25 protein-coding genes are annotated in these 24340 nt (G+C 67.4%); 7 read left to right on the top strand and 18 right to left on the bottom strand.

Annotated features, from left to right (window positions below):
• Nucleotides 1-15: 15 nt before the first annotated feature.
• From GOOTI_RS00920 to mftE, 7 genes are all read right to left on the bottom strand, one after another.
• Complete coding sequence (locus GOOTI_RS00920; protein ID WP_007236673.1) at nucleotides 16-636, bottom strand: zf-HC2 domain-containing protein; 621 nt, start codon at nucleotides 634-636, stop codon at nucleotides 16-18.
• A 66-nt stretch (nucleotides 637-702) separates the two neighbouring features.
• Nucleotides 703-2703: a cytochrome c oxidase assembly protein gene (locus GOOTI_RS00915; RefSeq protein ID WP_007236672.1), complete on the bottom strand. Its 2001-nt coding sequence runs from the start codon at nucleotides 2701-2703 to the stop codon at nucleotides 703-705.
• A 168-nt stretch (nucleotides 2704-2871) separates the two neighbouring features.
• Nucleotides 2872-4149, bottom strand: a complete 1278-nt coding sequence (locus GOOTI_RS00910) for a CynX/NimT family MFS transporter (RefSeq protein ID WP_007236671.1) — start codon at nucleotides 4147-4149, stop codon at nucleotides 2872-2874.
• On the bottom strand, nucleotides 4146-4823 hold the full coding sequence (locus GOOTI_RS00905; RefSeq protein ID WP_007236670.1) for a FadR/GntR family transcriptional regulator: 678 nt from the start codon (nucleotides 4821-4823) through the stop codon (nucleotides 4146-4148). The genes GOOTI_RS00910 and GOOTI_RS00905 overlap by 4 nt, the downstream gene beginning before the upstream one ends.
• A gap of 125 nt (nucleotides 4824-4948) precedes the next feature.
• Nucleotides 4949-6256, bottom strand: a complete 1308-nt coding sequence (mftG, locus tag GOOTI_RS00900) for a mycofactocin system GMC family oxidoreductase MftG (RefSeq protein WP_007236669.1) — start codon at nucleotides 6254-6256, stop codon at nucleotides 4949-4951.
• A 21-nt stretch (nucleotides 6257-6277) separates the two neighbouring features.
• Nucleotides 6278-7726 carry a mycofactocin biosynthesis glycosyltransferase MftF gene (gene mftF, locus GOOTI_RS00895; RefSeq protein WP_007236668.1) on the bottom strand — a complete coding sequence of 483 codons (1449 nt, stop codon included), beginning with the start codon at nucleotides 7724-7726 and terminating at the stop codon, nucleotides 6278-6280.
• Nucleotides 7723-8433 carry a mycofactocin biosynthesis peptidyl-dipeptidase MftE gene (mftE, locus tag GOOTI_RS00890; RefSeq protein WP_007236667.1) on the bottom strand — a complete coding sequence of 237 codons (711 nt, stop codon included), beginning with the start codon at nucleotides 8431-8433 and terminating at the stop codon, nucleotides 7723-7725. Before mftE ends, mftF begins: the two co-directional genes overlap by 4 nt.
• Before the next feature lie 271 nt (nucleotides 8434-8704).
• Between mftE and GOOTI_RS00885 the strand changes: the two genes are divergently transcribed.
• Both GOOTI_RS00885 and GOOTI_RS00880 read left to right on the top strand, forming a co-directional pair.
• Nucleotides 8705-9856, top strand: a complete 1152-nt coding sequence (locus GOOTI_RS00885) for a CaiB/BaiF CoA transferase family protein (RefSeq protein WP_007236666.1) — start codon at nucleotides 8705-8707, stop codon at nucleotides 9854-9856.
• A 121-nt stretch (nucleotides 9857-9977) separates the two neighbouring features.
• The gene (locus tag GOOTI_RS00880; protein ID WP_007236665.1) at nucleotides 9978-10793 is read left to right on the top strand and encodes a mycofactocin-coupled SDR family oxidoreductase; all 816 of its coding nucleotides are present in this window, start codon (nucleotides 9978-9980) and stop codon (nucleotides 10791-10793) included.
• Between the two features lie 946 nt (nucleotides 10794-11739).
• On the opposite strand, the gene mftD is transcribed toward GOOTI_RS00880, so the two are convergent.
• From mftD to GOOTI_RS26575, 5 genes are all read right to left on the bottom strand, one after another.
• The gene (mftD, locus tag GOOTI_RS00875; protein WP_007236664.1) at nucleotides 11740-12942 is read right to left on the bottom strand and encodes a pre-mycofactocin synthase MftD; all 1203 of its coding nucleotides are present in this window, start codon (nucleotides 12940-12942) and stop codon (nucleotides 11740-11742) included.
• Nucleotides 12943-13030: 88 nt separating this feature from the next.
• Nucleotides 13031-14311 carry a mycofactocin radical SAM maturase gene (gene mftC / locus GOOTI_RS00870; RefSeq protein WP_007236663.1) on the bottom strand — a complete coding sequence of 427 codons (1281 nt, stop codon included), beginning with the start codon at nucleotides 14309-14311 and terminating at the stop codon, nucleotides 13031-13033.
• Between the two features lie 103 nt (nucleotides 14312-14414).
• Nucleotides 14415-14777 (bottom strand): mycofactocin biosynthesis chaperone MftB, encoded by a 363-nt coding sequence (gene mftB, locus GOOTI_RS00865; RefSeq protein ID WP_007236662.1) that lies wholly within the window; start codon nucleotides 14775-14777, stop codon nucleotides 14415-14417.
• A complete protein-coding gene (mftA, locus tag GOOTI_RS26580) occupies nucleotides 14777-14860 on the bottom strand; it encodes a mycofactocin precursor MftA (RefSeq protein WP_227923798.1) in 84 nt (27 codons plus the stop codon). Before mftA ends, mftB begins: the two co-directional genes overlap by 1 nt.
• 139 nt (nucleotides 14861-14999) lie before the next feature.
• Nucleotides 15000-15200 (bottom strand): hypothetical protein, encoded by a 201-nt coding sequence (locus GOOTI_RS26575; protein ID WP_039993012.1) that lies wholly within the window; start codon nucleotides 15198-15200, stop codon nucleotides 15000-15002.
• On the opposite strand from GOOTI_RS26575, the gene mftR reads away from it, so the two are divergent.
• The 5 genes from mftR to GOOTI_RS00835 all read left to right on the top strand — a co-directional run bounded on the left by mftR (nucleotide 15160) and on the right by GOOTI_RS00835 (nucleotide 19960).
• Nucleotides 15160-15720 (top strand): mycofactocin system transcriptional regulator MftR, encoded by a 561-nt coding sequence (gene mftR / locus GOOTI_RS00855; RefSeq protein ID WP_233425388.1) that lies wholly within the window; start codon nucleotides 15160-15162, stop codon nucleotides 15718-15720. The genes GOOTI_RS26575 and mftR overlap by 41 nt on opposite strands.
• 98 nt (nucleotides 15721-15818) lie before the next feature.
• Nucleotides 15819-16976 (top strand): alpha/beta hydrolase family protein, encoded by a 1158-nt coding sequence (locus GOOTI_RS00850; RefSeq protein ID WP_007236659.1) that lies wholly within the window; start codon nucleotides 15819-15821, stop codon nucleotides 16974-16976.
• Between the two features lie 197 nt (nucleotides 16977-17173).
• On the top strand, nucleotides 17174-18229 hold the full coding sequence (locus tag GOOTI_RS00845; protein ID WP_007236658.1) for a ferredoxin--NADP reductase: 1056 nt from the start codon (nucleotides 17174-17176) through the stop codon (nucleotides 18227-18229).
• Between the two features lies 1 nt (nucleotide 18230).
• On the top strand, nucleotides 18231-18623 hold the full coding sequence (locus tag GOOTI_RS00840; RefSeq protein WP_007236657.1) for a DoxX family protein: 393 nt from the start codon (nucleotides 18231-18233) through the stop codon (nucleotides 18621-18623).
• Complete coding sequence (locus GOOTI_RS00835; protein WP_007236656.1) at nucleotides 18620-19960, top strand: ClC family H(+)/Cl(-) exchange transporter; 1341 nt, start codon at nucleotides 18620-18622, stop codon at nucleotides 19958-19960. The genes GOOTI_RS00840 and GOOTI_RS00835 overlap by 4 nt, the downstream gene beginning before the upstream one ends.
• A gap of 22 nt (nucleotides 19961-19982) precedes the next feature.
• On the opposite strand, the gene GOOTI_RS00830 is transcribed toward GOOTI_RS00835, so the two are convergent.
• From GOOTI_RS00830 to GOOTI_RS00805, 6 genes are all read right to left on the bottom strand, one after another.
• Nucleotides 19983-20741, bottom strand: coding sequence for a DNA alkylation repair protein (locus GOOTI_RS00830; RefSeq protein ID WP_007236655.1), 759 nt, complete (start codon nucleotides 20739-20741; stop codon nucleotides 19983-19985).
• Nucleotides 20738-21949 carry an NAD(P)/FAD-dependent oxidoreductase gene (locus GOOTI_RS00825; protein ID WP_007236654.1) on the bottom strand — a complete coding sequence of 404 codons (1212 nt, stop codon included), beginning with the start codon at nucleotides 21947-21949 and terminating at the stop codon, nucleotides 20738-20740. The genes GOOTI_RS00830 and GOOTI_RS00825 overlap by 4 nt, the downstream gene beginning before the upstream one ends.
• A 94-nt stretch (nucleotides 21950-22043) precedes the next feature.
• Nucleotides 22044-22574: a hypothetical protein gene (locus tag GOOTI_RS00820; RefSeq protein WP_007236653.1), complete on the bottom strand. Its 531-nt coding sequence runs from the start codon at nucleotides 22572-22574 to the stop codon at nucleotides 22044-22046.
• Complete coding sequence (locus tag GOOTI_RS00815) at nucleotides 22571-23197, bottom strand: hypothetical protein (RefSeq protein ID WP_007236652.1); 627 nt, start codon at nucleotides 23195-23197, stop codon at nucleotides 22571-22573. The genes GOOTI_RS00820 and GOOTI_RS00815 overlap by 4 nt, the downstream gene beginning before the upstream one ends.
• Complete coding sequence (locus GOOTI_RS00810) at nucleotides 23194-23724, bottom strand: hypothetical protein (RefSeq protein ID WP_039993010.1); 531 nt, start codon at nucleotides 23722-23724, stop codon at nucleotides 23194-23196. The genes GOOTI_RS00815 and GOOTI_RS00810 overlap by 4 nt, the downstream gene beginning before the upstream one ends.
• Complete coding sequence (locus GOOTI_RS00805; protein WP_007236650.1) at nucleotides 23721-24323, bottom strand: Rv1363c family protein; 603 nt, start codon at nucleotides 24321-24323, stop codon at nucleotides 23721-23723. Before GOOTI_RS00805 ends, GOOTI_RS00810 begins: the two co-directional genes overlap by 4 nt.
• Nucleotides 24324-24340 lie beyond the last annotated feature (17 nt).

Raw genomic sequence — 24340 nt, 5'->3', positions numbered from 1 at the left:
GGGGCCTGACCGTCGTCAGCGCCGGGTGTCGCCTGTCGGCGGGCCCTGGTGTCGACGCGCGCGCAGCGCGGTGAGGTCGAGCACGTCCGACGTCGAATCGTCCTCGACGCCCCGGCCGTCGGCACCGGCGACGTCATGGTCCAAAACAGCGTCGGAGGAAGAGGCAGTTGTAGGTTCGACGGCGGCAGGTTCGACGGCGGCCCGCGCGGTTCGGGCACGCCGCGAGTCGACCGAGGCGGCTACGGCCAGCCCGACGGCACAGACAGCGAGCACACCCTGAACCACCGGATACCAGAGCGGAGCCGAGCCGGTCAGGTAGCCGAAGCACAACACGACCACCGCAACGGCACACGCCACCGATCCGCCGCGTAACGCGGTCGCGACCCGACTCACGCCGACCTCGTACCGACGGTGTCCGCCGTGGGGGTGCTGCGATGTCCGTGACGCCTCGAGGATCGTCGTGCTGAGGTCCGGCGCCAGGTCGGCGGCGGCGAAGTTCATTCCCCGAGCGGAGGCGTACCAGCGCTCGCACCCGGGGCACTGCGCGAGATGCTCGTCCACGCGGGCAGCGGGCACCGACTCGCGCTCGCCGTCGATGCGCGCCGACAGCGACTCCCGCGCCACCTCACACCGCACGTCGTCATCCTCCCCCTGCGGTCACGCCGCGCGACGTTCCGACTCGACCGGAGGACTCTGTTCTGCTCATCGACGAGACTTCGACAACTCGTCGAGCATGGCGTTGTACGCGTCGAGTTCGGTGTCCTCGTAGGTGTCGGCGTGGCGGTCGCCGCGGTTCGCCTCGCGGCGGTCGACCTTGGCCCACTGCGCGACGATGGCGACCACGACCAGTACGACGGGGACCTCGCTGGCACCCCAGGCGATGGCACCGCCGAGCCACTGGTCGTGGAGGCGGTCGGTCACCCACGGCAGCATCAGTTCGCTGTAGAACTTGTCGCCGACCACTGTCGACATCGTCATCAGCGCGATACCGAAGAACGCATGGAATGGCATCACGGCGAACAACAGTCCGATGCGCGCCAGGAACGGGATTCGACGCGGTCCGGGGTCGATGCCGATGATGACCCAGTAGAAGAGGTAGCCGACGATGATGAAGTGCACGGTCAGCAGCACGTGACCCCAGTGGTAGCGCGTCAGCGTCCCGAAGATCCCGGTGAAGTAGACGACGTAGAGCGACAACACGAACACCGCCAGTGCGACGATCGGGTTGGACAGCACCGCGGTCACCTTGGAGTGCAGCACCCGCAGCAACCACTCGCGCGGGCCGGGAGGCGCATCGCCGTGGGCCGCGGAAAGGGCGCGTAACGCCAGGGTGGCGGGAGCGCCGAGCACCAGTAGCACGGGCGCGAACATGTTGAGCGCCATGTGTTCTGCCATGTGCACGCTGAACATCGCCGAACCGTACGCGCGCACGCCCGATCCCGTGACGACCACCACGACGAGACAACCGAGGACCCACGAGATGGTGCGGCCGACGGGCCATTCGTCGCCGCGCCGGCGCAGTCGACGCACACCGATCAGATACACGACGATCGCCACGACCGCTGCAACGCCGATCAACAGGTCGAACCGCCAGTAGGTGGCGAGCTTCCACGCTGTCGGTGCTCCGGGCAGTTCGTATCCCAAGAACACGTCCCACGCCGAGAACTTGTGGGCAAGCAGTCCTGGCGCGACACGGGTGTCCATCACCGTCCAGCAGGCAACGGCTCCGACCATCAGCACGGCGCCGGCGGTCACGATTCGACGGCCGGCCTCGTCGTCGACGTCCCCGCGTCGAGCCGCACGGTAGGACTGCACACTCGATCCGAGCGTCGCCGCCAGGAGCACGAGCAGGATGATGGCGGCGATGCCGAACGCGGTGTCGAAGGCGTACCGCGCGGGCAACAGGAATGCGATGAGGCCCAGCGCATAGACGACAGCCACCGCGTCGCTGATGACGAGAATGAGAGCACTGCGGCGGTGGACCACGGGGCCCGCGGCGTCGGATTCGATACGCGGCGCGCTCGCCCACGCCACCCGGAATCCGAGCGAGAGCCCGACGGCCAGCGAGAATCCGATACCGAGACTCGTGTTGTAGTCGTGATTGGGTCCCTGGCCCGCGTTGCTCGCCATGGGTAGTGCGACCATCGCGATCACCGACGGAATCAGCAGGACGACGTGCATCATCCACCCGAGCGAGCACCTGATCAGTACGGCGATCACGGTGGCGCAGACGGCCATCACGATCCATGCGACCGCGGTCTCGCTGACTCCGATCCCCTGCCCGAGATATCCCTCGGTCACCAGCCGCCACGGAGTCGTCCCCGACGCGTCTGCTGCCGCCACGGCAACCATCAACCACGACAACACGGCCCAGGCCACGGAGAGTCGACCGATCATCAGATGTGTGCGATACCCGGTCACGTCGATCGTGCCGTGATCGTCCGGGTGTGACGCGGTGATCACGAAGACCAGTCCACCCATTGTCAGCGCGGCGGCAAGGAAACCGAGGAAGTATCCGACGACGTCAGCGGCCGCGGTGAGGGTACCGGGGAACGGGTCGCCGCTCTCGAGGTGGCGAGCGTCGCCGCTGACGAGCGCATAGATCACGATGCCGATCAGGGCGACCGCGAAAGCCGCTCCGAAGATCATGGTCGGGCGACTGCGTGCCGCGGTGGCCCGCGGTGCACTGTCCACGGCGGTCATCACTTCCTCCTAGCCCGCCGAGCACCAGCGAGCACGACTTTTCGCCGGTCTGACGTCCTCGCCAGTCTACGGCCCCGCGTCGCTGCCCTTCTGCCCCGGGCAATTGCCGACGCGGTCGGGGTCACACACCGATGATCTCCTCGACTGATCGAGTGCCGCGACGCTCGATCAGTCGAGGTGACTGGGCATCCGCACGTTCTTGGCGGCGAGCAGCGTGGCAAGCCCCTGAGGGATCACGGCCAGCGCCAGGATGCCGAAAGCAATCGACCACGATCCGGTGGCGTCGTGAATCCACCCGATCGCGATGGGACCGGCCGCGGCGAGGATGTACCCAACCGACTGCGACATGCCTGACACCTGGCCGGTCTGGGTGGCAGACGAACTGCGCAGCACCATGAACAACAGGGCCAGGCTGATGGCCGCACCCGGTCCGAGCATCACCATGCACACCCACAAGACCGTCGCATGGTCGGTGAAGACGAGCCCGACGAAACCTGCCGCGCAGATGGCCAGGAATCCGAGTGTCACCAGACGCTGATCAGCGAAGCGCCCCGCGATGATCGGGGCGACCAACGACATAATCAGTGCGACGACCTGGCCGATCGCCAACACGGTCCCGGCACTCGCGGCAGAACTACCGTGGTCGATCAGGTACTGCGGGAGCCACGCACTGAACGTGTAGAAGATGAACGACTGGGCAGCCATGTAGACGGTGATCGCCCAGGCGATCGGATCACGCCAGAGCCCGGGAGCCCGCGGACCCACCGCGACGGTGTGCACCCGGCGCAGTTGCGGAAGCCAGACGACGATGGCGACGATCGCCAGCAGCGCCCACATCGCCAGTGACATACGCCAGTTCTCGTTGAGCGCCGTGTCCAACGGCACCATGACCGCGGCGGTGACCGCGGCCCCGCCCGACAGGGTCATCGAGTACAGACCTGTCATCAGACCCGACCGATGCGCGAAATCGCGCTTGATCAAGGCGGGCAACACCACGTTGCACACACCGATCGCGGCTCCGAGGACCGCTGACCCGAGGAAGAGAGTGGCCACAGAGGGGATGAGACGCAACAGGATTCCGGCCACCAGGACGATCAGTGAGGCGAAGATCGTCCGCTCGATCCCCCACCTCGCCGCAAGCCGCGGCGCGATCGGGGCGGTGAGTCCGAAGAACAGCACCGGAAGCGTGGTCAGCAACCCCGCTGTGGCACTGGAGAATCCGAGATCATCGCGGATGACGTCGATCAACGGCGCAACGGAGACGACGGGTGGACGCAGGTTGGCGGCGACCAGCATGATCCCGACAGCAGCGAGAATCGCTGCCACACCCCGTAATTCGCCGGGATTGCGACGAAGAGAATGCTCGGTCGGGGTCTCGGGGGTCGTCGACGGCGCGTGTGTCGACGGCGCCTGTGTCGACGATGCGGCGCCCGATGTTCCGCTCACCGACGCACACTCCCTTCCGCCTCGGCGAGGTAGTCGACGACGGCTGCACGCGCCGCCTGCTCGTCGCCCACATCGATCGCGGCGACCACGTCGCGGTGCCCAGCCGGATGCATGTTGGCCGAGATCGACAACTCCGCGATGTCGGCGTGGGTGCGATGCATCACTTCGAGGACGCCGGAGTAGATCTCGATCAACAGCGGATTCCCCGACGCCGCAACGAGTTCGGTATGGAAGTCGATGTCGGCATCGGCGTACGCGTCGATGTCACCGGTCGCGAGGATGGCCTCCGCACGGTCGAGCGCGTCCCGCAGGGTGCGCTTCGCGTCCGCGGTGGCGTCTCGTGCCGCGCCTGCGGCCGCCTCTGATTCCAACGCCCGCCGCACTTGCAGCAACTCCAGCATTTCCGACGTCGCCATGCGGGTCATCGCGGCGGCGAATGTGTTGGCGCTACGCACGTAGGTACCGTCACCGCGGCGCGGGACGAGCATTCCCGAGTGTTCGAGAGCTCGCACCGCCTCGCGAATCGTGTTGCGCCCCACTCCGAAATGCTTCACCAGTTGCGGTTCGGCCGGGATACAGGTGCCCACCGGCCACTCGCCGTCGCGGATGAGCCTCTCCATCCGCTCCACGACGAGTTCGCTGGTCCGCCTGGGACGCTCGATGACATCGGACATGGGTACATCCTAACATCCCATGTTTGACTGTCCTGGGCGCGTTCCGGGCTTGTGCCTGGCGATCGAGACGATAAACGGACCTCGGTGGCGTGGCAGAGTGGCCGCGGACCTCTCGAGAACCGCGGTCAGCGGGTCGCGAGCGCGTCGCCGATCACGGCAGCGACCATCATCGTCGTGGCGTGCGGTCCGCTGCGGCCCGCGGTCGGAAGAATGGAGCCATCGACGATCCGCAGGTGTCGCACGCCGTGGACACCACCGAGCCAGTCCGTCCGGTCGCCCATCGGCATCGAGCCCCAGGCATGCTGGGAGGTCCGCAGGACAGGGTCGACCCGGATCGATTCGGCATCGACGAGTGCACCGAACACCGACGAGGTCAACATCGCGACCACGTCTCGCGCGCTGCGCGTCAGTCGCTCACGCACGTCGGCGGCGGGCGGACCGAGTCGGATGCCGACCGCGTCACCGTGGAGGTACACGTCTCCCGACGCGCCGGGACGCATCGCGGCGATTCCGACAGCGGGCCCCGACAGGGCCATACCGCTGACATACCGCGCAAAATCATCGCGGTAGCAACGGATTTCGAGACCGTCGGCGGTGTGGACCACCGTCGGCAGGAGCGGACCCCGTCGGTACTGCTCACGCAGGCGGTACCCGACCAGCACCTCTCGGTGCTCGTGCACCTGCAACTGCGCACCGCCGATCCCGGACCGTATCAGCACTCGCGCGGTGCCGAGCGTCCCGGCGCACAGAATGACCTCCCCTGCGTGTATCTCCCGACCGTCGCACACCACCCCGAGTGCATCACCGCCGGCCATGAGTAGTCGATCGACCCGTGCACCGGTGCGGACCCGGAGGTTCGGTCGGGTCAGATGCGGACGCAGGTACGCCTCGGCGGAGGTACGGCGAGCACCGTCGAGGCTGTTGGAACGCACTCGATTGACTCCGACGACCGGCCACTTCTCATCGAGCGGCCGGGTGGGACAACGCGCTCCCCAGTACCGTTCGAACGCGCGCGCGGTCGGGGCGAGCTCGCCGTCAGTGTAGGGATGGACCGCCATCGTCGCGTCGAGCTCGGTGTAGGCCTCGTCGATGGCGTCAGCGGTCCACGTCCCCTGCCAGGTATCGAAGTCGTCGCGGTGCCACCGCATGAAGTAGGCGCCGTTCACGGTCGCGGACCCGCCGAGTCCGCGTCCGCGAACGATCGACAGATCCGGCGATCCACCGTGGTGGGTCACGAACGGCTCGTCCTCGGAGATCGGTAGCCTCCGCAGATCGAGGGCTTCGGCGTCCGGCCAGTCGTCCGGCCCCTGCTCGAGCACGAGCACCGACCGCTGATCGTGACGCGACAGCCGCTCGGCGAGGACCGATCCCGCACTACCCGCACCGACGATCACGACGTCGGGAGCATCACCACCTTCGGTCGGGTACACCACGATGACCGCGAGTTCGAACGCTTACGGCGTCAGGACCGGACGCAATGCCGCGACATCGCGATGCACGAGCACCCCTTGCCACAGGCCTGCGCCGTAGGCGAGATCGTCGAGTCGTCGGCACAGCAGGTAACCGAAGGGCCCCATGGTCGGTGCGACCGCAGGCTCTGCCGCGACGGAACGGATCCACTCGACCAGACCTTCTGCGACCGCGATCTCCACGACGATGCGTCGGAACCGCGGCGAGACGAGAGCGAGCAGTAAAGCCACCGGCCAGTAATGGCGACACACGGCGCCTGCGGCCTGTAACAGCCCGAAGAAGGTCGCGCGAGAAGTCATCTGTGCCGACACGCGCGTTGCTTCGGGTAACTCTCCCAGACGTGTTCGGAGTCGATGGCCGACGCGGAGCAGGATGACCGCGGCCAGGGCCAGGCCGATTCTGGTATGCGTCAGAAGGGCGGCTACGGCAGCTGCCATCGACATCGACATCACGACCGGCGCCACGGAGTCCCCGTGCCGCTCCGCGAGGAACGCCGCACCGGTCCCGTAGAACCGTCGACGATTCAGCACGGTGCGCATCGTGGTGCGGTGATCGTGCGCGACCGTGGCGATCGGGTCGTAGCGAATGCGCCAGCCCTTCTCATGAGTCCGCCAGCACAGGTCGACGTCCTCGGCAACTCGCAGCGATTCGTCGAATCCCTCGAATGCGCTGGTGCGTACCAACATTGCCGCACTGGGGACATAGGCGATCGGCGTTCCCGGCACAACGCCGGCTTCGCTGGGGCCCATGTCGAGCGACGAGTGTCCGTTCTCGTAGCGCTCGGCGAGCGATCGTTTGTGGTCATCGGGCTGCTCGGCGTCGCGGGCCAATCCAACGATGCGCGGTGCCGCGATGGCGACAAGTGGATCCGAGAAGTGACCGAGCAGCATCATCAACCAGTCACTGTTGGGCACCACGTCGGAGTCGAGAAACGCGACGAACTCGGTGTCGGCCGCCGCCGCTCCCGCGTTCCGTGCGGCGGCGGGGCCACGGTTCTGCTCGAAACGCAGCACACGTACCTGCGGTCCGTTGGCGACGATCGGTGTCGACGAGCCGTCGTCAACCACGATCGTCTTGACGCCCTGCGTTGCAGACAGGAGTCTGTCGACGCCGGATTGGTTGTCGCGCACGGGAACAACGATGGTGACGTCGTCGGTGGACGGTCCGTGCATGGGGCGCGGATTGGCCATTCCCGCATCGAGGAGCCGTCGGGCCAGCGCGCGGGTGGGACCGTCGCACACCTCGATCCGGCCGTCGGCCGATGTCATCCCCAACGCCGCGTCGGACAGGCGCATCATGCGGGTGGGTGACCCGCCGACGAGGAAACGCAGATCACCGTGCCGCGCACAGCGCATGTCGATCTGCACCTGGAAGCCGTTGGGCAATCCACTGGTCGGCGTCGGCGCCGGTGGCGCGTCTGTGGGGGCGTTCATCGCAGCCGTCCGTCCTCGGCGACATCCCATCGCCGGATCGCGGCGCTCAGAGTGCTCACCAGGTGCTCGACCAGCACTGCCCCGTCCCTCGCCGATGCCGTCGTCGGATCACCGAGTACGCCGTTGACGCTCACTGCGGCAACTCCCCCGTCGCGCATCGTCGGCAGCAGTGTCGCGATGGGCGCACGATTTCCGACCTCGACGCTGTCCTGGCGCACCGACTCGGGCGAAAGATGTAGCAGCACCGACGTTTCCGTCGAACCGGCATGCGCGTCGGCGCCGACGAACGCGCAGGGACACCACGCGACGTCGCGACCTTCGTAGCGAAGCAACCTGACAGCGTCGACCAGCGTCGTCGCGTTACCGCCGTGGCCGTTGACGAAGACGACGCGCTGCGCCCACCGGCAGGCACTGCGCCCGTACTCCACCAGGACGCCGCGTAGCGCGTCGTGCCCGAGCGAGATGGTGCCGGGGAAACCTTCGTGCTCGCCGCTGGCACCGTAAGCCAGTGGCGGCGCGACGAGGGTCGACCGATCGGCGAGGTCTGTACGAATGCGGGTGACCACGGCGCTCGCAATGCGCGTGTCGGTGTCGAGTGGCAGGTGCGGCCCGTGCTGTTCGAGGGAACCGACTGCGACCAGGAGCGTGGTGGCGGACTCGTCCAGTTCCGGCCAAGTGCACGAACTCAAAGTCGCCGGACGCGTCATTGGGTCGACTTTACCGATGTGAAGCCTCGGAGGTAACCGCCGCCGGAAACTTTGTCCCCCTACAGCGCGGAGAGTCGGCTCGGCGTGCGTGCTGTTGTCCGACAATCAGCCCGGTTCCGCCGTACGGTCGATTCCCGGTCCGCCGGACGATCGCCCCGGTTCTGTCGGACAACCACCCCCGACCCTGCCGAACGATCGCTCGGTATGGCATGCTGAGGCGATCGTGACGCCCGACACACAGCGGCGCCCCACACCGAGCGGGAGGAACCTCATGAGCGCATCGTCGACCTCCGACGCGGACAGCCGGTCGACCGGCGGCGCATCGTCGAAAAACATTGGTACGGGTGGTCCGCTCAACGGCATACGTGTCGTCGAGTTCGCGGGTATCGGGCCGGGCCCGCATGCGGCGATGATGCTGGCCGACCTGGGCGCGGATGTCATTCGCATCCAGCGTCCGGGGCAGCTGTCTGATCCGGCGCGCAACGCCGACGCACTCCTGCGTGGGCGGCGTGTCGTCGAGGCCGATCTCAAGGACCCCGCCGATCGGGAGGAGATCCTACGGCTCATCGGAAAGGCCGATGTTCTCCTCGAGGGTTTCCGTCCAGGTGTCATGGAGCGTCTGGGGTTCGGCCCATCCGACGTGGAGTCGGTCAACGAGCGCCTCGTCTATGGGCGCATGACGGGTTGGGGTCAGGACGGTCCGCGTGCGCGGCAGGCAGGCCACGACATCAACTACATCTCGCTGACGGGCATGCTGCACGCGATCGGGCGAGCAGGCGAACGCCCGGTGCCGCCGATGAACCTCGTCGGCGACTTCGGTGGTGGGTCGATGTTCTTGGTGATGGGTGTCCTCGCGGCGCTCGTCGAGCGCGCGTCGTCGGGCCGCGGGCAGGTCGTCGACGCTGCGATGGTCGACGGTGCTTCGGTTCTGGGACAGATGATCTGGGCTTTCCGCGGGACCGGGTTGTGGCGTGACGAACACGGTACGAACATGCTCGACACCGGTGCGCCCTACTACGAGGTCTACGAGACGTCGGACGGTCGATACATGGCCGTCGGGGCGATCGAACCGCAGTTCTACGCGGAGATGCTGCGCGGCCTTGGCCTGACGGACGCCGATCTTCCCGATCAGAACGACGTCTCGAGCTGGCCCCGGCTGAAGGAGATCTTCACCGAGACGTTCGCATCCCGCACCCGCGACGAGTGGGCGAAAGTCTTCGAGGGAACCGACGCCTGTGTCTCGCCGGTCCTCACCTTCGCCGAAGCCCCCGACGATCCGCACATGGCTGCTCGCGCAAACCTCGTCGAGATCGATGACGTGCGCCAGGCACAGGTGGCTCCGCGGTTCTCCCGGACAACACCGTCGACGCCGCGGGGCCCGGACCGCGAGGCTGTCGAGGCCGCGACGGTCTGGACCGACTGAGGTCGCGTCGGGCTCGACAGCCCCCGGTCCTGCTGGCCTCGTCGGCGGGTCCGGGCGTGAACCGGCAGGGGCCCGGATCATCTGACCCGCACGACAACTAGAACGTGTTACAGTTCTGCTCATGGGACAGTTCGACGGCACGGTCGTGTACATCACGGGTATCGCACGCGGCCAGGGCCGCAATCATGCCATCCGTTTCGCGCGTGAGGGCGCGTCCATCATCGGCCTCGACATCGCCGACACCGTCGCCGACTACATCACCTATCCGTCCTCGACCGAGGCGGACCTGGCCGAGACAGTACGACTCGTCGAAGAGGTCGGCGGCAAGATCCTTGCGCGACAGGGCGATACCCGCGATCTGGCCTTCCAGGAGCAGCTCGTCGCCGACGGCGTCGAACAGTTCGGTCGGCTCGACCACGTCGTCGCCAACGCCGGCATTCTGTCGTGGGGATTCACGTGGGAACTGCCCGAGCAACAGTTCACCGATGTGCTCGACGTCAACGTGACCGGGACGTGGAAGACACTGCGCGCCACCATTCCCGCGCTGCTGGAGACCGAGGCAGACAACCGGTCGATCGTGGTCGTCTCGTCGGTCGCGGGCCTCAAGGCGATGCCGATGCAGGCCGCGTACTCCGCGTCGAAGTACGCGTTGACCGGGCTTGCGCAGACCACGTCGAAAGAGCTCGCGCCCAAGAACATTCGCGTCAACTCGGTGCATCCGTACGCGGTGGACACCCCGATGGGCGTCGCCGACACCTCGGCGATGAGGATCTTCGAGATGGGCGAGTACACGCGGTACTTCATCTCGATGATGGATCATTTCCCCGTCGCCTCCACCGACGACATCAGCGATGCCGTGCTGTACCTGTCCTCCCCCGCCGCCCGCGCCATCACCGGCGCCCAGTTCCAGATCGACATGGGCAACTCGAAGGTCTGAGGCGCGCCGCGTCTCGCGCCGAGGCAGCGGTTTTCGCGCCGACAGCACCGCGCCGCGCGCCGACAGCACCGCGCCTCCCGCCGACAGCACCCGGCCTCCCGCCGACAGCACCGGTCTCACGCCGACAGCACCCGGCCTCCCGCCCACGGCACCAGGAATTACGCCCACGGCACCCGGTCTTACGCCGACGGCACCAGGAATTACGCCGACAGCACCGGACCTCCCGCCGACAGCACCCGGTCTTACGCCGACAGCACCGGTGTCACGCCGCGGGAGTTTCGCGGGAAGAACGGAACGGCACCCGCTGGAATTGGGGGATGGATACTCTTCCCCTACTTTCATGCTCTTCCCTGCGAAGTTTCTTGGGGAAGGGCACGAAACCCGCGGAAGAATCCTTTCCCCTGGTTTCTGCGGAGCGCAGCACCCGAGCGGCAGCGCTTCCCCTAGTTCCTGCGGGGCGCAGCGCCCGCTCGGCAACTCTTCCCCTACATTTGTGCTCTTCCCTGCGAAGCTTCTTGGGGAAGGGCACGAAACCCGCGGAAAGACCCTTTCCCCTGGTTTCTGCGGAGCGCAGCACCCGAGCGGCAGCGCTTCCTCTGGCTTCTGCGGAGCGCAGCACCCTCGCGGCAACTCTCCCCCCAATTTCTGCGTAGCGCCGCACCCGTGCGGCAGCTCTTCCCCTAGTTTCTGCGGGGCGCAGCACCCGAGCGACACGCCCTTCCCCTACTTTCGTGCTCTTCCCCACGAAGTTTCTCGGGGAAGAGCACAAAACCCGCGGAAAGACCCTTTCCCCTACTTTTCGCGCGCCGCCCGCGCCCAGCCGCGGCCCCGCGCGCCGCCCCGCGCCGCGCGCCCGCAAAGCGCGGACGGGACGGGACCCGAGGAGTCGACGGTCCCGCGGCAGCGGCGCCGCGAGGCGTCGACTCGACCACCCGCACGCGGGCGGTCAGACGTGGCCGAACGACCGCTCGAAGCCTTCGGGGATGATCAGGTCGTCGCGGGACAGTTCGTGAACGCTCTTGTGGCCCAGGCCCATCACGACGCCGTCGAGGCCCATGCGGAGCAGGTCGAGGACGTTCTCGACGCCCGCCTGACCGTTGGCCGCGAGTCCCCACAGGTACGCGCGGCCGATCATCACCGCACGGGCGCCGAGGGCGACGGCCTTGGCGACGTCGCTGCCGCGTCGGATGCCGCCGTCGAGGAGCACCTCGATCTGGTCGCCGACGGCGACGGCGATACCCGGAAGCAGTCGGATGGTGGCCGGGGTGCCGTCGAGGTTGTTGCCGCCGTGGTTGGACACCGAGAGCGCGGTTGCGCCGATGTCGACGGCCCGTTTGGCGTCGTCGAGTCGCGTGACGCCCTTGACCATGAACGGTCCGCCCCACTGCTCGCGCAGCCACTGCAGATCGTCCCAGGTGGGCGGCGGGGTGTTCATCCACTCGCCGTAGGCGCCGAAGAATGTCGGGCCTGGCTGCCCCTTGCCCTTGGAGACGTTGGGCGCGGTGAGGTCGGGGACGATGATCTTCCCGTCCTGAATCCAGTCGAGTGCGTATCGCGGCTTGACGGCGATCTCGGGCGCAAGACGCAGCAACGCCTTGAAGTCCACCTTCTCCGGGATCTCCGGGCTCCCCCAGTCACGACCGATGTTGAACACCCAGTCGGTGGTCACGATGAGTCCCTTGGCGCCGGCCTCTCTCGCGCGCATCGCGCGGGCGAGGATGTCGTCGCGGGAACCGAGCCAGTAGATCTGGAAGAAGATCTTGTCGTTGACCGCGGTGACCTCTTCGATCGGGTGAGATGCGAAGCTGCTCAATCCCATTGCGGTTCCGCGAGCGGCAGCGGCCCGCGCCACCGCGACCTCGCCGTCCGGGTCGACGGCTTGCACGCCGGTCGGCGAGATCATCACCGGAAATGACAGATCCTGCCCCATCACGGTGGTCGACAGTTCACGGTCGGGCTGCGCTCCCACGACGTGCGGCGTGTACTCGATCTCGTCGAACGCCTCGACGTTGTCGCGGGTGGTGTGCCCGCCCTGAGTGCCGGCGATCAACGACGAATAGACCGACTTGGGTAGACGCTTTTTCGCTCGACGCTGCGCCTCGTGGACGGTCTCGAACCAGGGGTTGCGCGCCCAGGGATTGGTGACCATGGTGTGTTCCTACCTATTTCATTCTGCCGCGGGCACGTTCGGACGAGCCCGGTGTCGGACCGGGCGGTGTGCGTGCTCGTGTGGGTTGTTACAGCGCGAAGCCTGCGAGCGGATTCTCGTCGCAGTTCTTCGACGGCGGGCCGCCGACCGGCGCGAGATCGCCGTCTGGCCTGCGCGTCATGAGTGTGAGGGGTGTGCCGCGCGAATGATCCTTGTTCGCTGTGGGTTTGGACCGTTCACCGGCAAGCAGCTCCTCGCCGAAGCCCTGCACGCATTCGGGGTCGGGTCCCGCAAGCGGTAGTCCGGTGAAGAACTTGGCCGCCATGCAGCCTCCGCGGCAGGCATCGAAGTGGGCGCACTTGGTACACGCTCCGGCGTTCTGCGGCTCACGCAGTTCGGTGAACAGCTCGGAGTTCTGCCAGATCTCGGAGAAACCACCGTCGGACACGATGTTGCCCGCGAGGAAGTTCTCGTGGATCGCGAACGGGCATGCGTAGACGTCGCCGACGGGATCGATGAGGCACACGACACGGCCCGCACCGCACAGGTTGAGACCCGGGAGCCCTCCCCCGTTGCCCGATCCGAACGCCGAGAGGTGGAAGAAGGAGTCGCCGGTGAGCACGTTCTCACCGTGTGCCACAAGCCATTCGTAGAGCTCGCGCTGCTGCGAGGGAAGCGGATGCAGGTCGTCCCAGACGTCGGCGCCGCGGCCGGACGGACGCAACCGGGTGATCCTCAACGTGGCACCGTACCGGTCGGCCAGCGCTTTGAATTCGTCGAGCTGCGCGACATTCTGACGGGTCATCACCACGCTGATCTTGGCGTCGCGGAATCCCGCCTCGGCGAGGTTCTCCAGCGCCCGCACGGCCATGTCGAACGAACCGGGTCCGCGCACGGCGTCGTTGACCTCCGCGGTGGCTCCGTCGAGAGAGATCTGGACGTCGACATAGTCCGACGCCGCGAGGCGCTGCGCGACCGACTTGTCGATGCGCAGGCCGTTGGTGGAGAACTTCACTCCCACCTGATGGCTCGTCGCGTAGTCGACGAGTTCCCAGAAGTCGGGTCGCACAGTCGGTTCGCCGCCGCCGATGTTGACGTAGAACACCTGCATGCGCTGCAGCTCGTCGATGATCGCCTTGCACTGCTCGGTCGAGAGCTCACGCGGATCGCGCTTGCCGGACGACGACAGGCAGTGCACACACGCCAGATTGCACGCGTACGTCAGCTCCCAGGTGAGGCAGATAGGGGCGTCGAGGCCCTTCTCGAACTGGTCGACGAGGCGCCCGACCTTGGGCGGCGCGGCAGACGTCGCCAGTGCGGACGTCGTGGCGAGTTCGGTTGCGGTTGGCGGCAACTCGAGAGTGGTCATGGATACTCCTTGGCGCTTGCTGTGGAGAAGCTTGCTGTGGACGTGGGAGCTTACGCGGACGTACGGCCGCGAGGGGCTGACTTCTTCCGAGGCTCAGGTCGCCTCAGGCCGCGCGACGACAGATCATCTCCGACGCGGCGAGAGCGTCGAGCGCCTGCACATAGAGCGGACGCTGGGCCGCGTCGATACCCGCTGCCGCGAGGGCGTCGTCGGCGCTGTCGTGATCGCGCAGGGATTCGACGATGCCGACCACCGTGAGGTTCTTGAGGAACGAGAGCTTGCGCGTCCCGAAGTGATAAAGCAACGCGCCGAAGGGTTCTGGGCGTAACGCGACCTTCGGGTTGAGCTGCCAGGCCTCCGCGGCGTCGAAGGTCGCTGCAGGTCGGCCGGTGGTGGCGGATGCGGCCGGGTCACCGGTGGCCGCGTCGCGACCCCCGGTGACCTCATGCGATGTCGGTGCGGACATCAGTAGACCCCGCACATCCCGTCGATCGAGACCTCTTCGACAAGCGATTCGCCCACGAGCTCGGCATCGGTGTCCGCCGGAATCCCGGTGGTCGCCGTCGCGTCCTGCACAGACTTGGCTGACTGATCTGCCATGATCCAAACCTCCTTGTGTTGGTGAAGTGAAGTGGATCACGCAACACTATAATGGCACCGGGTGCATGAAAACAGCCCACAGCGGAAACTATCCAGACGGACAGGTGAGGATGAACCCTTCGGACCCCACCACCTCGACGGCCCCGGAGCCCCCGAACGCACCGGGCCGAAGGCCCCCGACGACACCACGCCGAAGGCCCTCGCCGACACCACGCCGCAGGCCCGCGGCGACACCGGGCCGCAGGCCGATCACGACGCGCGACGAGATCAGCGAGATCGCGATCGACATGTTCACCGAGTCGGGCTTCGAGAACACCAGTGTCGACGACATCGCCGACGCCGCGGGCATCGCCAGGCGCACCTTGTTCCGCTACTACCCGTCGAAGAACGCCATCTGCTGGGGAGACTTCGACTCACACCTCGACGACATGCGCATGCTGCTGGCCGGAATCCCCCCGGAACTGCCGATCGCGCAGGCGTTGACCGACGCGCTCGTGTCGTTCAACGCGGTCGACGACGCCTACCTCGATCACCATCGTCGTCGCATGACACTGCTTCTGGGAGTGCCTGCGTTGCAAGCATATTCGATGCTGATGTATGCCGAGTGGCGTCAGGTGGTCGCAGAATTCTGTGCGCGCAGACTCACACTCGACGTCGGCGACCACATTCCCCAGACCATCGGCTGGATGTGTCTGGGCGCCACCCTCGCCGCCTACGAGCAGTGGTTGGCTGATCCCGAAGCCGATCTGACCGCGCTGATCGTGTCCGGGTGCGCGACACTCACCGACGGCCTGCGCGCTCTCGGGTGAGCTGGGTCTTCACCCCAATCGCACATGCCCGATGGCGGCCGACTCGTATGCTGCGGTTGCCCGACCATCAACATCAGATTTCCTCGGAGGTCCACACCGTGAGCGTCGCCGTATCCACCAGAGCGGCGATCGCCGCGGTAGCCGCTGCGGTAAGCCTCGCGCTTACAGCGCCGCTCGCGCAGGCGACACCGACTCATGCTGCGCCGACCGCAAGCCGGTCCAGCTCCGCCGGGTCGGTCATCGACACCCAGGCCCGCCCCGACGGCTGGCGTGGTGCCGCTCACGGGATCGCGATCGACTACTGGACACGTGGCGCCGACGGACAGCGGGTGCCTGCTAGCGGTGGCCTACTCCTTCCCGCCGGACGGCCGCCCGCAGGAGGCTGGCCCGTGGTCGCCTACACACACGGCACGTCCGGGTACGGACCGGGCTGCGGCGGCCAGAGCGCCCCGGATGCCAAGTCGGACAGGTTCGTCGCACGCCTCCTGGCGTCCGGGTACGCGGTCGTCGCACCCGACTACGTGGGGCTCGGACGGTTCGACACCGGCGTCCATCCGTATCTGAACGTCGACAGCGAGGGCGCTGCCACCATCGATCTGCTGCACGCGGCGCGCACCGTCGAACCGCGTCTGGCCGACAAGTGGGTGGTTGCCGGTCCGTCGCAGGGCGGGCACGCCGCACTCGCGACCGCACACCTGCAGAGCAGGTACGGCGGGCCAACGGACTTCCGGGGAGCGATCGCAGTCGACCCCGAATCCGACGTCGAGGAGGTGATGGGCTTGCTCGGGCCGTACGTCCCGCCTGCTCCAGCAGTCCTGGAGAAGGCCTACGGCTATCTGCTCGCGGTGCTCGCGGGCAACCGGGTTGCGGACCCGACAGTCGATGTCGACAGCTACCTCTCGCCCTACGGTCGGCGTCTCGTGGACACCGTGGGGAAGGGCTGCCCGGCCCCCACGGTCCCTGCCGGGACGGCGTTCGGAAGCCTGCTCGCCAAGCCGCTCGGATCACCTGCGCTGCGGGCCTCCCTCGAGCGGTACATGGCGGTGCCCACGTCCGGGTACACCAGACCGACCCTGTTGCTCGTCAACGCGGGCGACCTCACCGTGCCCTCCCCGCTGCACGCGAAGCTCGAGGCGGACTTCACCGCGAACGGCGTGGACCATCGGACCGTTCTCGGCACGGGCAGCCACACCCAGATGAATTCCGCGCAGTGGGCGGCGTGGGACGATTTCCTGCGTAGCGCCTTCGCGCGCTGAGTGGACGAACGAGCAGTTCCGAGCGGGCTGAACGAGCAGTTCCGAACAGCGGCTCAAAAGAACCACTCCGGCATCTGACGTGACCTCGCCCGGCCGTCGGACGACCTAGTCGATACCCTGGGCCGATCAGCTACGCTAGGCTGAATTAGAACGTGTTCTCGTTTTGAGGACGACAGGTACGCAGGAGAGTCCGCGAGATGGCAGAACTGACCCCGCACGGATCACGCAGTGTGATCCTGACCGTGGCCGACGTGATAGACGAGACCGCCGACGCACGCTCGATCGTGTTCGAGATCCCCGATGAGCACAAGGATGCCTTCACCGACTACAAGCCGGGTCAGTTCCTCACGCTCCGCATCCCCAGCGACCAGACGGGCTCGGTGGCGCGGTGCTACTCGCTGGCCTCGTCTCCAGCGACCGACGAACTCCCCAAGGTCACGGTCAAGCGGACCGTCGACGGATATGGCTCGAATTGGGTGTGCGACAACCTCGCCGCCGGCACCGAGATCGAAGTGTTGCCGCCTTCGGGGGTGTTCACCCCGCACACGCTCGACAACCCGATGCTGCTCATCGCCGCCGGTAGCGGCGTCACCCCCGTGATGTCGATCCTCAAGACGGCCCTCGCGTCCTCGACCGCCCCGGTGGTCTTCTTCTATGCCAATCGCAGCGCCGACGACGTCATCTTCGCCGCCGAACTCGACGAACTCTCCCGCGCCAACGCCGACAACCTGACCGTCATCCACTGGCTCGAAACCGACAGGGGCCTACCGGACGCCGCCGCCCTGGCCGAGATCTTCTCTCCCTACGTCGGGCGCATCGCCTACATGTGCGGACCGGGACCGTTCATGGACGCTGTCCACAGGGCGCTCGACACCGCCGGATTCGCCCACCACGACGTGCACACCGAGGTGTACAACTCGCTGTCAGGCGACCCGTTCGCCGATCACGAACTGACCGAGGTCTCCGACGACGAGAAAGCGGCCGCAGCGGTGGTCGAGGTCGAACTCGACGGCGAGACCCACGAACTCGCATGGCCGCGTAGTCGTTCGCTGATCGACATCATGCTCGAAGCGGGACTCGATGCGCCGTATTCGTGCCAGGAGGGCGAGTGCGGTTCGTGCGCATGTACATTGACCGAGGGAACGGTCGAGATGGACAACGACGGTGCACTCGACCCCGAAGACATCGAAGACGGGTACATCCTGGGTTGTCAGGCGCACCCGACCTCCGACCGACTACGAATCGAGTTCTGACATGACGCCAGACGCTTCGACGAACCGTCTGGCCCGCGTGCTGGGCGGCATGCTGCTCGGAATGGGTGCGCTGCACTTCGCCGTCCCCAAGCCGTTCGACGAGATAGTCCCACCCGAGATCAGCGATGCGCTGGGGACCGACGCCCGCGCACTGACCTACGCGTCGGGGGTCGCAGAACTCGGCATCGGCGCGGGACTGCTCGTTCCGCAGACCCGACGACCCGCCGCGGCGTCGGCGGCGGCACTGTTCGTGGCGGTCTATCCGGCGAACGTGAACATGGTCCGGATGTGGTGGCACAAGCCCGCGGTGTACAAGGCCATCGCGATCGGCCGTCTGCCGCTGCAGATTCCCCTCATCGCGGCCGCGGTGAAAGTCTTCCGCAACGCTTCGTGAGTCACTCCGACCACGCAGGCTTCCACCGCGTCGAGCAGGAAAGGCTCGACGTGCGCGCGCTGGTCGTCCTGACGCTCATCGCTGCCGCCGCGGGCGCTGTCACCGGATTCGTCGGCGGTGGGTTCCGCTGGCTTCTCGAGCACATCGACATCTGGCGCACGGGAACCGTTCTGGGCTGGACATCGTCACACGGACCGTGGGGATGGCTTGTGCCGGTGGCGGTCTCGGCCGCCGCCGCAGCGGGTGCGACGTGGATTGCCGTCCGGGTCCCGCTCGCTGCCGGTAGCGGCATCCAACATGTCGAGGCGGTCGAGCGCCGCGAAGCCGATCCCCCGCCGTTGCGGGTGGTACCCGCGCGCTTTGTCGGCGGTCTGCTCTCGATCGGGCTGGCCGGGATGGTGCTCGGCCGCGAAGGACCGACGGTGCACATCGGCGCGACGATCGGTGCGGCTGCGGGGCGCCTGTTCCGTGCGAGCGCCGACGAGGTGCGGGGACTGCAGACCGTCCTGGCAGGAGCAGGTCTCGCCGTCGCCTTCAACGCCCCCATCAGCGCGGCGATGTTCGTCTTCGAGGAGATCGCGAAGAACGTCCGTATCCGACTTCTGGTCTGGACTCTGGCCTCGGTCGCCACAGCGGTGGGGTGCTCACGTCTCGTCCTCGGCGATCACCCCGACTTCGCGGTGTCGGCGATTGCACGTCCGAGCTTCGCGCTGCTTCCGGTGTTCGTATTGTTCGGAGCATTCGTCGGCCTGGTGGGAGTAGCGTACAACTGGCTCATCCGTGCGATGCTGCGCTGGTTCGATGCACTCGCACGTATCCCCGCCGTCGTGAAAGCCGCCGCTGTGGGGGCGGTCATCGGCGCGGTCATGCAAGTCGATCCCGATCTCGTTGGTGGCGGGGACGCGCTGTCGCAGAAGATCTTCGACGGTCAGCGGTTCGCGCTTCTCAGCCTCATCGTTTTTCTCGCCGTGCGGTTCATCGGCGGACCGTTGTCCTATTCCGTCGGTACCCCGGGCGGCATCTTCGCGCCGATGTTGGCACTCGGCGCACTGCTCGGTCTGCTGTTCGCGCGGTTCGTCGAGCTGTTCTCCGACGATCTGGGGCGGCGGCTGGTGTTGTCGCTGGTGCTCGTCGGCATGTCGAGCCTGTTCGCCTCGGTGGTCAGGGCACCGTTCACCGGCATCGTGTTGGTCATCGAGATGACGACCATCACGAGCGTGACCGTCCCCCTCCTCGCGGCCGGCGCCGCGGCGGTGATCGTCGCGTCACTACTACGCAGTCCACCTATCTACGACGCACTCCGTGAACGGATGCTCCGCGCGGGTCACCCGGCCTGAGGTCACGGTGCCGTGACCCGGCTCAGCGCAGCGACCGATAGTGCGCTCGTGTATCCGGTTCGAGGTGTTCGACGGCGTAACCGAGTGCGGTTCGCCCCATCTGCGCTGCGTGGGCGTCGAGGTAGGACAACAGTAATGAGCCGTCGACGCGTTTGCCCATCTCCCGCAGCATCCAGCCGAAAGCCTTCTGGATCAATGGCCGCCGGTCGTCGACCACCAGCGGGGCCACCAGCTGCAACGCCTGTGCGTCACCGTGTTTGAGCCATGCGAAGGTGCCGATGATGCCGATTCGTCGTTCCCACAGGTCATCTCGCCGAGCGAAGTCGGTCAGCACACCGGGATCGGCTCGCTGCCATGACCATTCCCCGAGGACCGGATCGGCAGACGAATCGACGAGATCCCAGTTGTTCACCCTGCCCGCGGCAACGGCGGCGAGGTACACCTTTGCCCACGCGTCGACGTCGTCGGGCGCGGCCCGCTCGAACCCGTCGCGTAGGCAGAACAGGCCCGCGAGCCGTACCTCGTGGGCGGCCGAGTCGACCAACTCGGCCACCTGTGTGCGGTCGAGACCGCGCGCTGTCCGCGCGATCGCACGCAACTGCGGTACGCGGACGCCCAGGAACCGATCGTCGCCGCCGTAGCCGCCGGGACCTGCCTGGAAATAGCGCGCCGCGGACTCTGCTCTGTCTGGATCGGCGATCCGCTCGATAGCCGCGCGCACGCTCTCGGCCGAGATGCCCTCGGTTCGACCCGGGCCCGCCCCACGCGACGTCGAGTTCATGCGTCGGGCACGAGCTCCGAGATCGGGGTCGGCGTCTGCAGTTTCGGCCGGGTCTTCATCACCGCGCCGACCTTGCCAGCGCCCACGACCGCGGTGAGCACACCGTCCCTGCTGTAGTAGGCGAGGAACTTCTTGCCGTCGTCGGAGACGATGTGTACGTCGTCGTCGGCTCTCGGGTCGCCGAGGACCTGGATCTTGAGATCGAACTGGTCGCTCCAGAAGTACGGCACCGCAGCCGCGACCCCCTCGCCCCCGGTGATGTCTGCCGCCACGACCGCTGCCTGCTCGACCGTGTGGTTCCAGTGCTCCACACGCCTCGGCGAGCCGGCGCCGTCGAGCCAGTTGGCGACGTCCCCGACGGCGTACACGTCCGGTACCGATGTATGTCCCGTTGCGTCACAGGCTATTCCACCACCCACCTCACGCGGTGCGAGCTCGATACCCGAACCGTCGAGATAGTCGGTGACAGGTACCGAGCCGATCCCCGCGACGACGAGGTCCGCGGGTAGGACGGTCCCGTCGTCGAGTCTGACCTCGCGGACCACGTCACCGTCTCCCGCGACGATCTCCGACACCCCGACACCGGTCAGCACCCTGACACCGTTGGCTTCGTGCATCCGGGTGACGAGCTCACCGATCCGCGGGCCGAGAGCAAGCGCAAGCGGCGTCGGAGCCGGTTCGACGATCGTGACGGAGACACCCTGCGACGAGAGACTCGCGGCGACCTCGCATCCGATGAATCCTGCTCCGATCACGACCGCGTTCTGGGCCGAGTCGATCGCGGACCGCACCGCGAGTGCGTCGGCGAACGTGCGCAGGGTGTACACCCCCGACATCCCGTCGGTACCCGGGAAAGTGCGTGGCCGGAGGCCGGTCGCCAGCACGAGCGTGTCGTAGTCGACCACTGTGGCGTCGCCCGCGGTGTCGACGACGGTCACCGCCTTGGCGCCGGTGTCGATCGAGGTGACCGTGCATCCGAGCCGTAACTCGACATCGGCTTCGGTGTAGAAGCTCTCGGGTTTGAGGTCGACGCGGTCATCCTTGCCGAGCAACACCGACTTCGACAGCGGCGGACGGTCATAGGGCGGATGTGGTTCGGCGCCGATCAGTGTGATCGGCTTGTCGTAGGAATCGGCACGCAGGTTCTCTGCCACCCGAACAGCAGCCAGACCGGCTCCGACGACGACAACACCGGGTGTTGATTGCATGAGATCCTCTCGCTCGACGCCCCGACCACCCCTACGCGACGTGGCTCGCCCCGAGTGTCGGGTGACGGCCCCGGTCGTCACGTGCTGTCCGCGATCAACGGGTGACATCGCCGACAGGGGTGAGGTCGGCCAGTAACCAGTTCCCGTCGACATTACGCATGTGGGCCCACCGAGCAATAGGGGTTCTGGTGTCCGACTTCGTATCGCCCGCCAGCACCTCGTCGACGAGGACGAGGACGCGCGCATCCGGCGGCGAGTACTCGGCGACGCCTGCGCCGACGACATTCGCGTCGACCGTCAATCTGCCTGCGACGGCACCGGGCAGCACGGCGTCGGCACCATCGAGCGCGTATCTGGTGCCGAGCGGGTCGGTGAGGCCTGCGGCCACCGAGAGGCGCTGCGCCCGGGTCATGTCGGGCGTGGTGCGCAGGGTCTGCGCGACGATCCGCTCGGTTGCGCCGAGCAGCGCCGAACGCGCCGCTGCGTCGGGCGACGGCCTGGTGGCGCGCACGCCGAGCCATGACGTCGCGGCAACGACGATGGCCACGACGAGAAGCACCGACACCGCGACCAGCACTCCACGCGTGCGCCGTGGCACCCGGTGGTGGACGACCAGTGCGCTCATACCGGCACCAACCTGGCGATCTTCCACGCTCCATCCACCCGTTCCAGCGACAGTCGTACCGTGACGACGTCGGCGTCCGGGTCGGCGCCCACCAGCGCCGGATCCGAGGCCTGCGCGGTGACGAGCGCCTCGGCGCGCGCACCGTCGGAAGTCGATGTGGGATCGCTGATCAGTCCGGCCGCCACGACACGCCCCGACGTTCCGGTCCGTGCGGACGACACCGCGGCGACGAGCGCATCGCGCGCCGCGCTGAGTCGATCGTGTTCGGCGCCGGTGCTCCTCGCGATCACGCGGTCGGCGTAGCCGCTCGCATCGCCCGGCGTCGCGGTGAGCATCGTGTCGACCGCACCGCGTGCCGCCTCCAATGCGCCGCGCTGTTCGTCGACTCGCGCTTCCTGACGGCCACCGACGACGACGAGCCAGATGATCGACACCAGCCCGCACACGACGAGAAGTGCCGCGCAGACCATGGTGATGCGCAGCCACCGCGACCGGCGGGCTGCCCGTTCACGCAACGGGCGGGCGGCGGCGACCCGGGCGATCCGGGCCGCCCGGGTCGCTTCCTCGACGCGCGCGACCGCCGCGTCGACGCGGTCGGGCGATGTCTGTTCCACGCCGCTCACGCGAGCACCTCCACGTGTGTCAGCAACCAGCGACCGCCGGCGTCGGTGAATGACGCACTCACCGTTCGCTGTTCGATGAGCGGCGCGGCGTCGGCGCGCGTCGTCGTGACGGTCGCGGTCATCAGCACGGTTCCGCTGCCCCTTTCCGCACTCGTGACGGCCGTATCACGGGGACGCCATTCGACACTGCTGACACCGCGTGCGGGCTCGCGATCGAGTTGCGCGGCGAAGCCACGCGCGAAGTCGCCGCCGACGAGTGCACGAGCGTGTGCACGTTCGGCCTGCCACGTCGCGGCATGCACGGTGAAGACGGCAGCGATCGTCGGCCCGGCGTGCGCGCGCAGGTCGTCGCGGGTCTGCGCAACGGCACCGTTGTGCGCCACGGCGCGCGCCGCCCCGACCACACCGAAGGCCACGACGACGAGGGCGACCACAGCGCACACCGCGAGCACGACGGCACGCCGCGTCCGGATTATCGTCGTCCGACGTCGATCGGCGCCCCGGTCCGCCGTGGGCGTCGCGCTCACGGCAGGTACTGGACGGCGCTCACCCTGAGCGCTCCGTCGTCGGGCACGACGAGCATGCGTAACCGGAACTCCCGCACGGGCGCCGGCGTTTGCCCGCGATAGGCGACGGCGGCGACGACGAGAACCGTGGCGTCGTCGCCCGAGCGCCCGGATACGCCACTGCCTTCGACCGTCGCCTCACCGACGGTTCCGGTCCGTCGCACGTAGTCAATGTAACTGGTTGCCGATTGCGCGAACTCGTCGTGGAACGCGCCCGTGGCACGGTCGAGTATGCGTCGTGCGCGGTCGGGATCGGACGGATCGGCGGACAACAGCAGCGACGTGAGCTCGCTCGCTGTGTGTCGATAGTCGTCGTCGGTGTAGGCATGTGCGGACCGCGCCCACGCGGCGACGCCCAGAGCCGCGGCGAGGACGGCGCCGATCACCGCGATGCCGATGACGACCCACCAGATCCGCCGCACACCCGGCCGGAGACCGGCGTGGACTTCTGCGTCAACCAGATCGTCGACGGCCCTGCGCAACTGCGCGCGAGCGGCGCGCTCGTTGTCGAGCAATGCGCGATCGCTCGACGCGGATTCGGCTTCTGCGCGCCCCCTCATGACGCCAGCCCTCCTCG

This window comes from Gordonia otitidis NBRC 100426 (assembly GCF_000248075.1).
Classification (GTDB): domain Bacteria; phylum Actinomycetota; class Actinomycetes; order Mycobacteriales; family Mycobacteriaceae; genus Gordonia; species Gordonia otitidis.
The sequence above is the reverse complement of the archived record's forward strand: the minus strand, read 5'-3'. Positions and strand labels throughout refer to the sequence as shown.

Excerpts from the sequence above, each read along its gene's own strand:
- GOOTI_RS00840 (WP_007236657.1), top strand. The coding sequence starts at position 18,231 with ATGACGCCAGACGCTTCGACGAACCGTCTGGCCCGCGTGCTGGGCGGC.
- GOOTI_RS26575 (WP_039993012.1), bottom strand. The coding sequence starts at position 15,200 with ATGTCGATCGCGATCTCGCTGATCTCGTCGCGCGTCGTGATCGGCCTG.
- mftF (WP_007236668.1), bottom strand. The coding sequence starts at position 7,726 with ATGAACGCCCCCACAGACGCGCCACCGGCGCCGACGCCGACCAGTGGA.
- GOOTI_RS00805 (WP_007236650.1), bottom strand. The coding sequence starts at position 24,323 with ATGAGGGGGCGCGCAGAAGCCGAATCCGCGTCGAGCGATCGCGCATTG.
- GOOTI_RS00845 (WP_007236658.1), top strand. The coding sequence starts at position 17,174 with ATGGCAGAACTGACCCCGCACGGATCACGCAGTGTGATCCTGACCGTG.
- GOOTI_RS00915 (WP_007236672.1), bottom strand. The coding sequence starts at position 2,703 with ATGACCGCCGTGGACAGTGCACCGCGGGCCACCGCGGCACGCAGTCGC.
- GOOTI_RS00905 (WP_007236670.1), bottom strand. The coding sequence starts at position 4,823 with ATGTCCGATGTCATCGAGCGTCCCAGGCGGACCAGCGAACTCGTCGTG.
- mftD (WP_007236664.1), bottom strand. The coding sequence starts at position 12,942 with ATGGTCACCAATCCCTGGGCGCGCAACCCCTGGTTCGAGACCGTCCAC.
- mftE (WP_007236667.1), bottom strand. The coding sequence starts at position 8,433 with ATGACGCGTCCGGCGACTTTGAGTTCGTGCACTTGGCCGGAACTGGAC.
- GOOTI_RS00880 (WP_007236665.1), top strand. The coding sequence starts at position 9,978 with ATGGGACAGTTCGACGGCACGGTCGTGTACATCACGGGTATCGCACGC.
- GOOTI_RS00820 (WP_007236653.1), bottom strand. The coding sequence starts at position 22,574 with ATGAGCGCACTGGTCGTCCACCACCGGGTGCCACGGCGCACGCGTGGA.
- mftC (WP_007236663.1), bottom strand. The coding sequence starts at position 14,311 with ATGACCACTCTCGAGTTGCCGCCAACCGCAACCGAACTCGCCACGACG.
- GOOTI_RS00830 (WP_007236655.1), bottom strand. The coding sequence starts at position 20,741 with ATGAACTCGACGTCGCGTGGGGCGGGCCCGGGTCGAACCGAGGGCATC.
- GOOTI_RS00885 (WP_007236666.1), top strand. The coding sequence starts at position 8,705 with ATGAGCGCATCGTCGACCTCCGACGCGGACAGCCGGTCGACCGGCGGC.
- GOOTI_RS00825 (WP_007236654.1), bottom strand. The coding sequence starts at position 21,949 with ATGCAATCAACACCCGGTGTTGTCGTCGTCGGAGCCGGTCTGGCTGCT.
- mftB (WP_007236662.1), bottom strand. The coding sequence starts at position 14,777 with ATGTCCGCACCGACATCGCATGAGGTCACCGGGGGTCGCGACGCGGCC.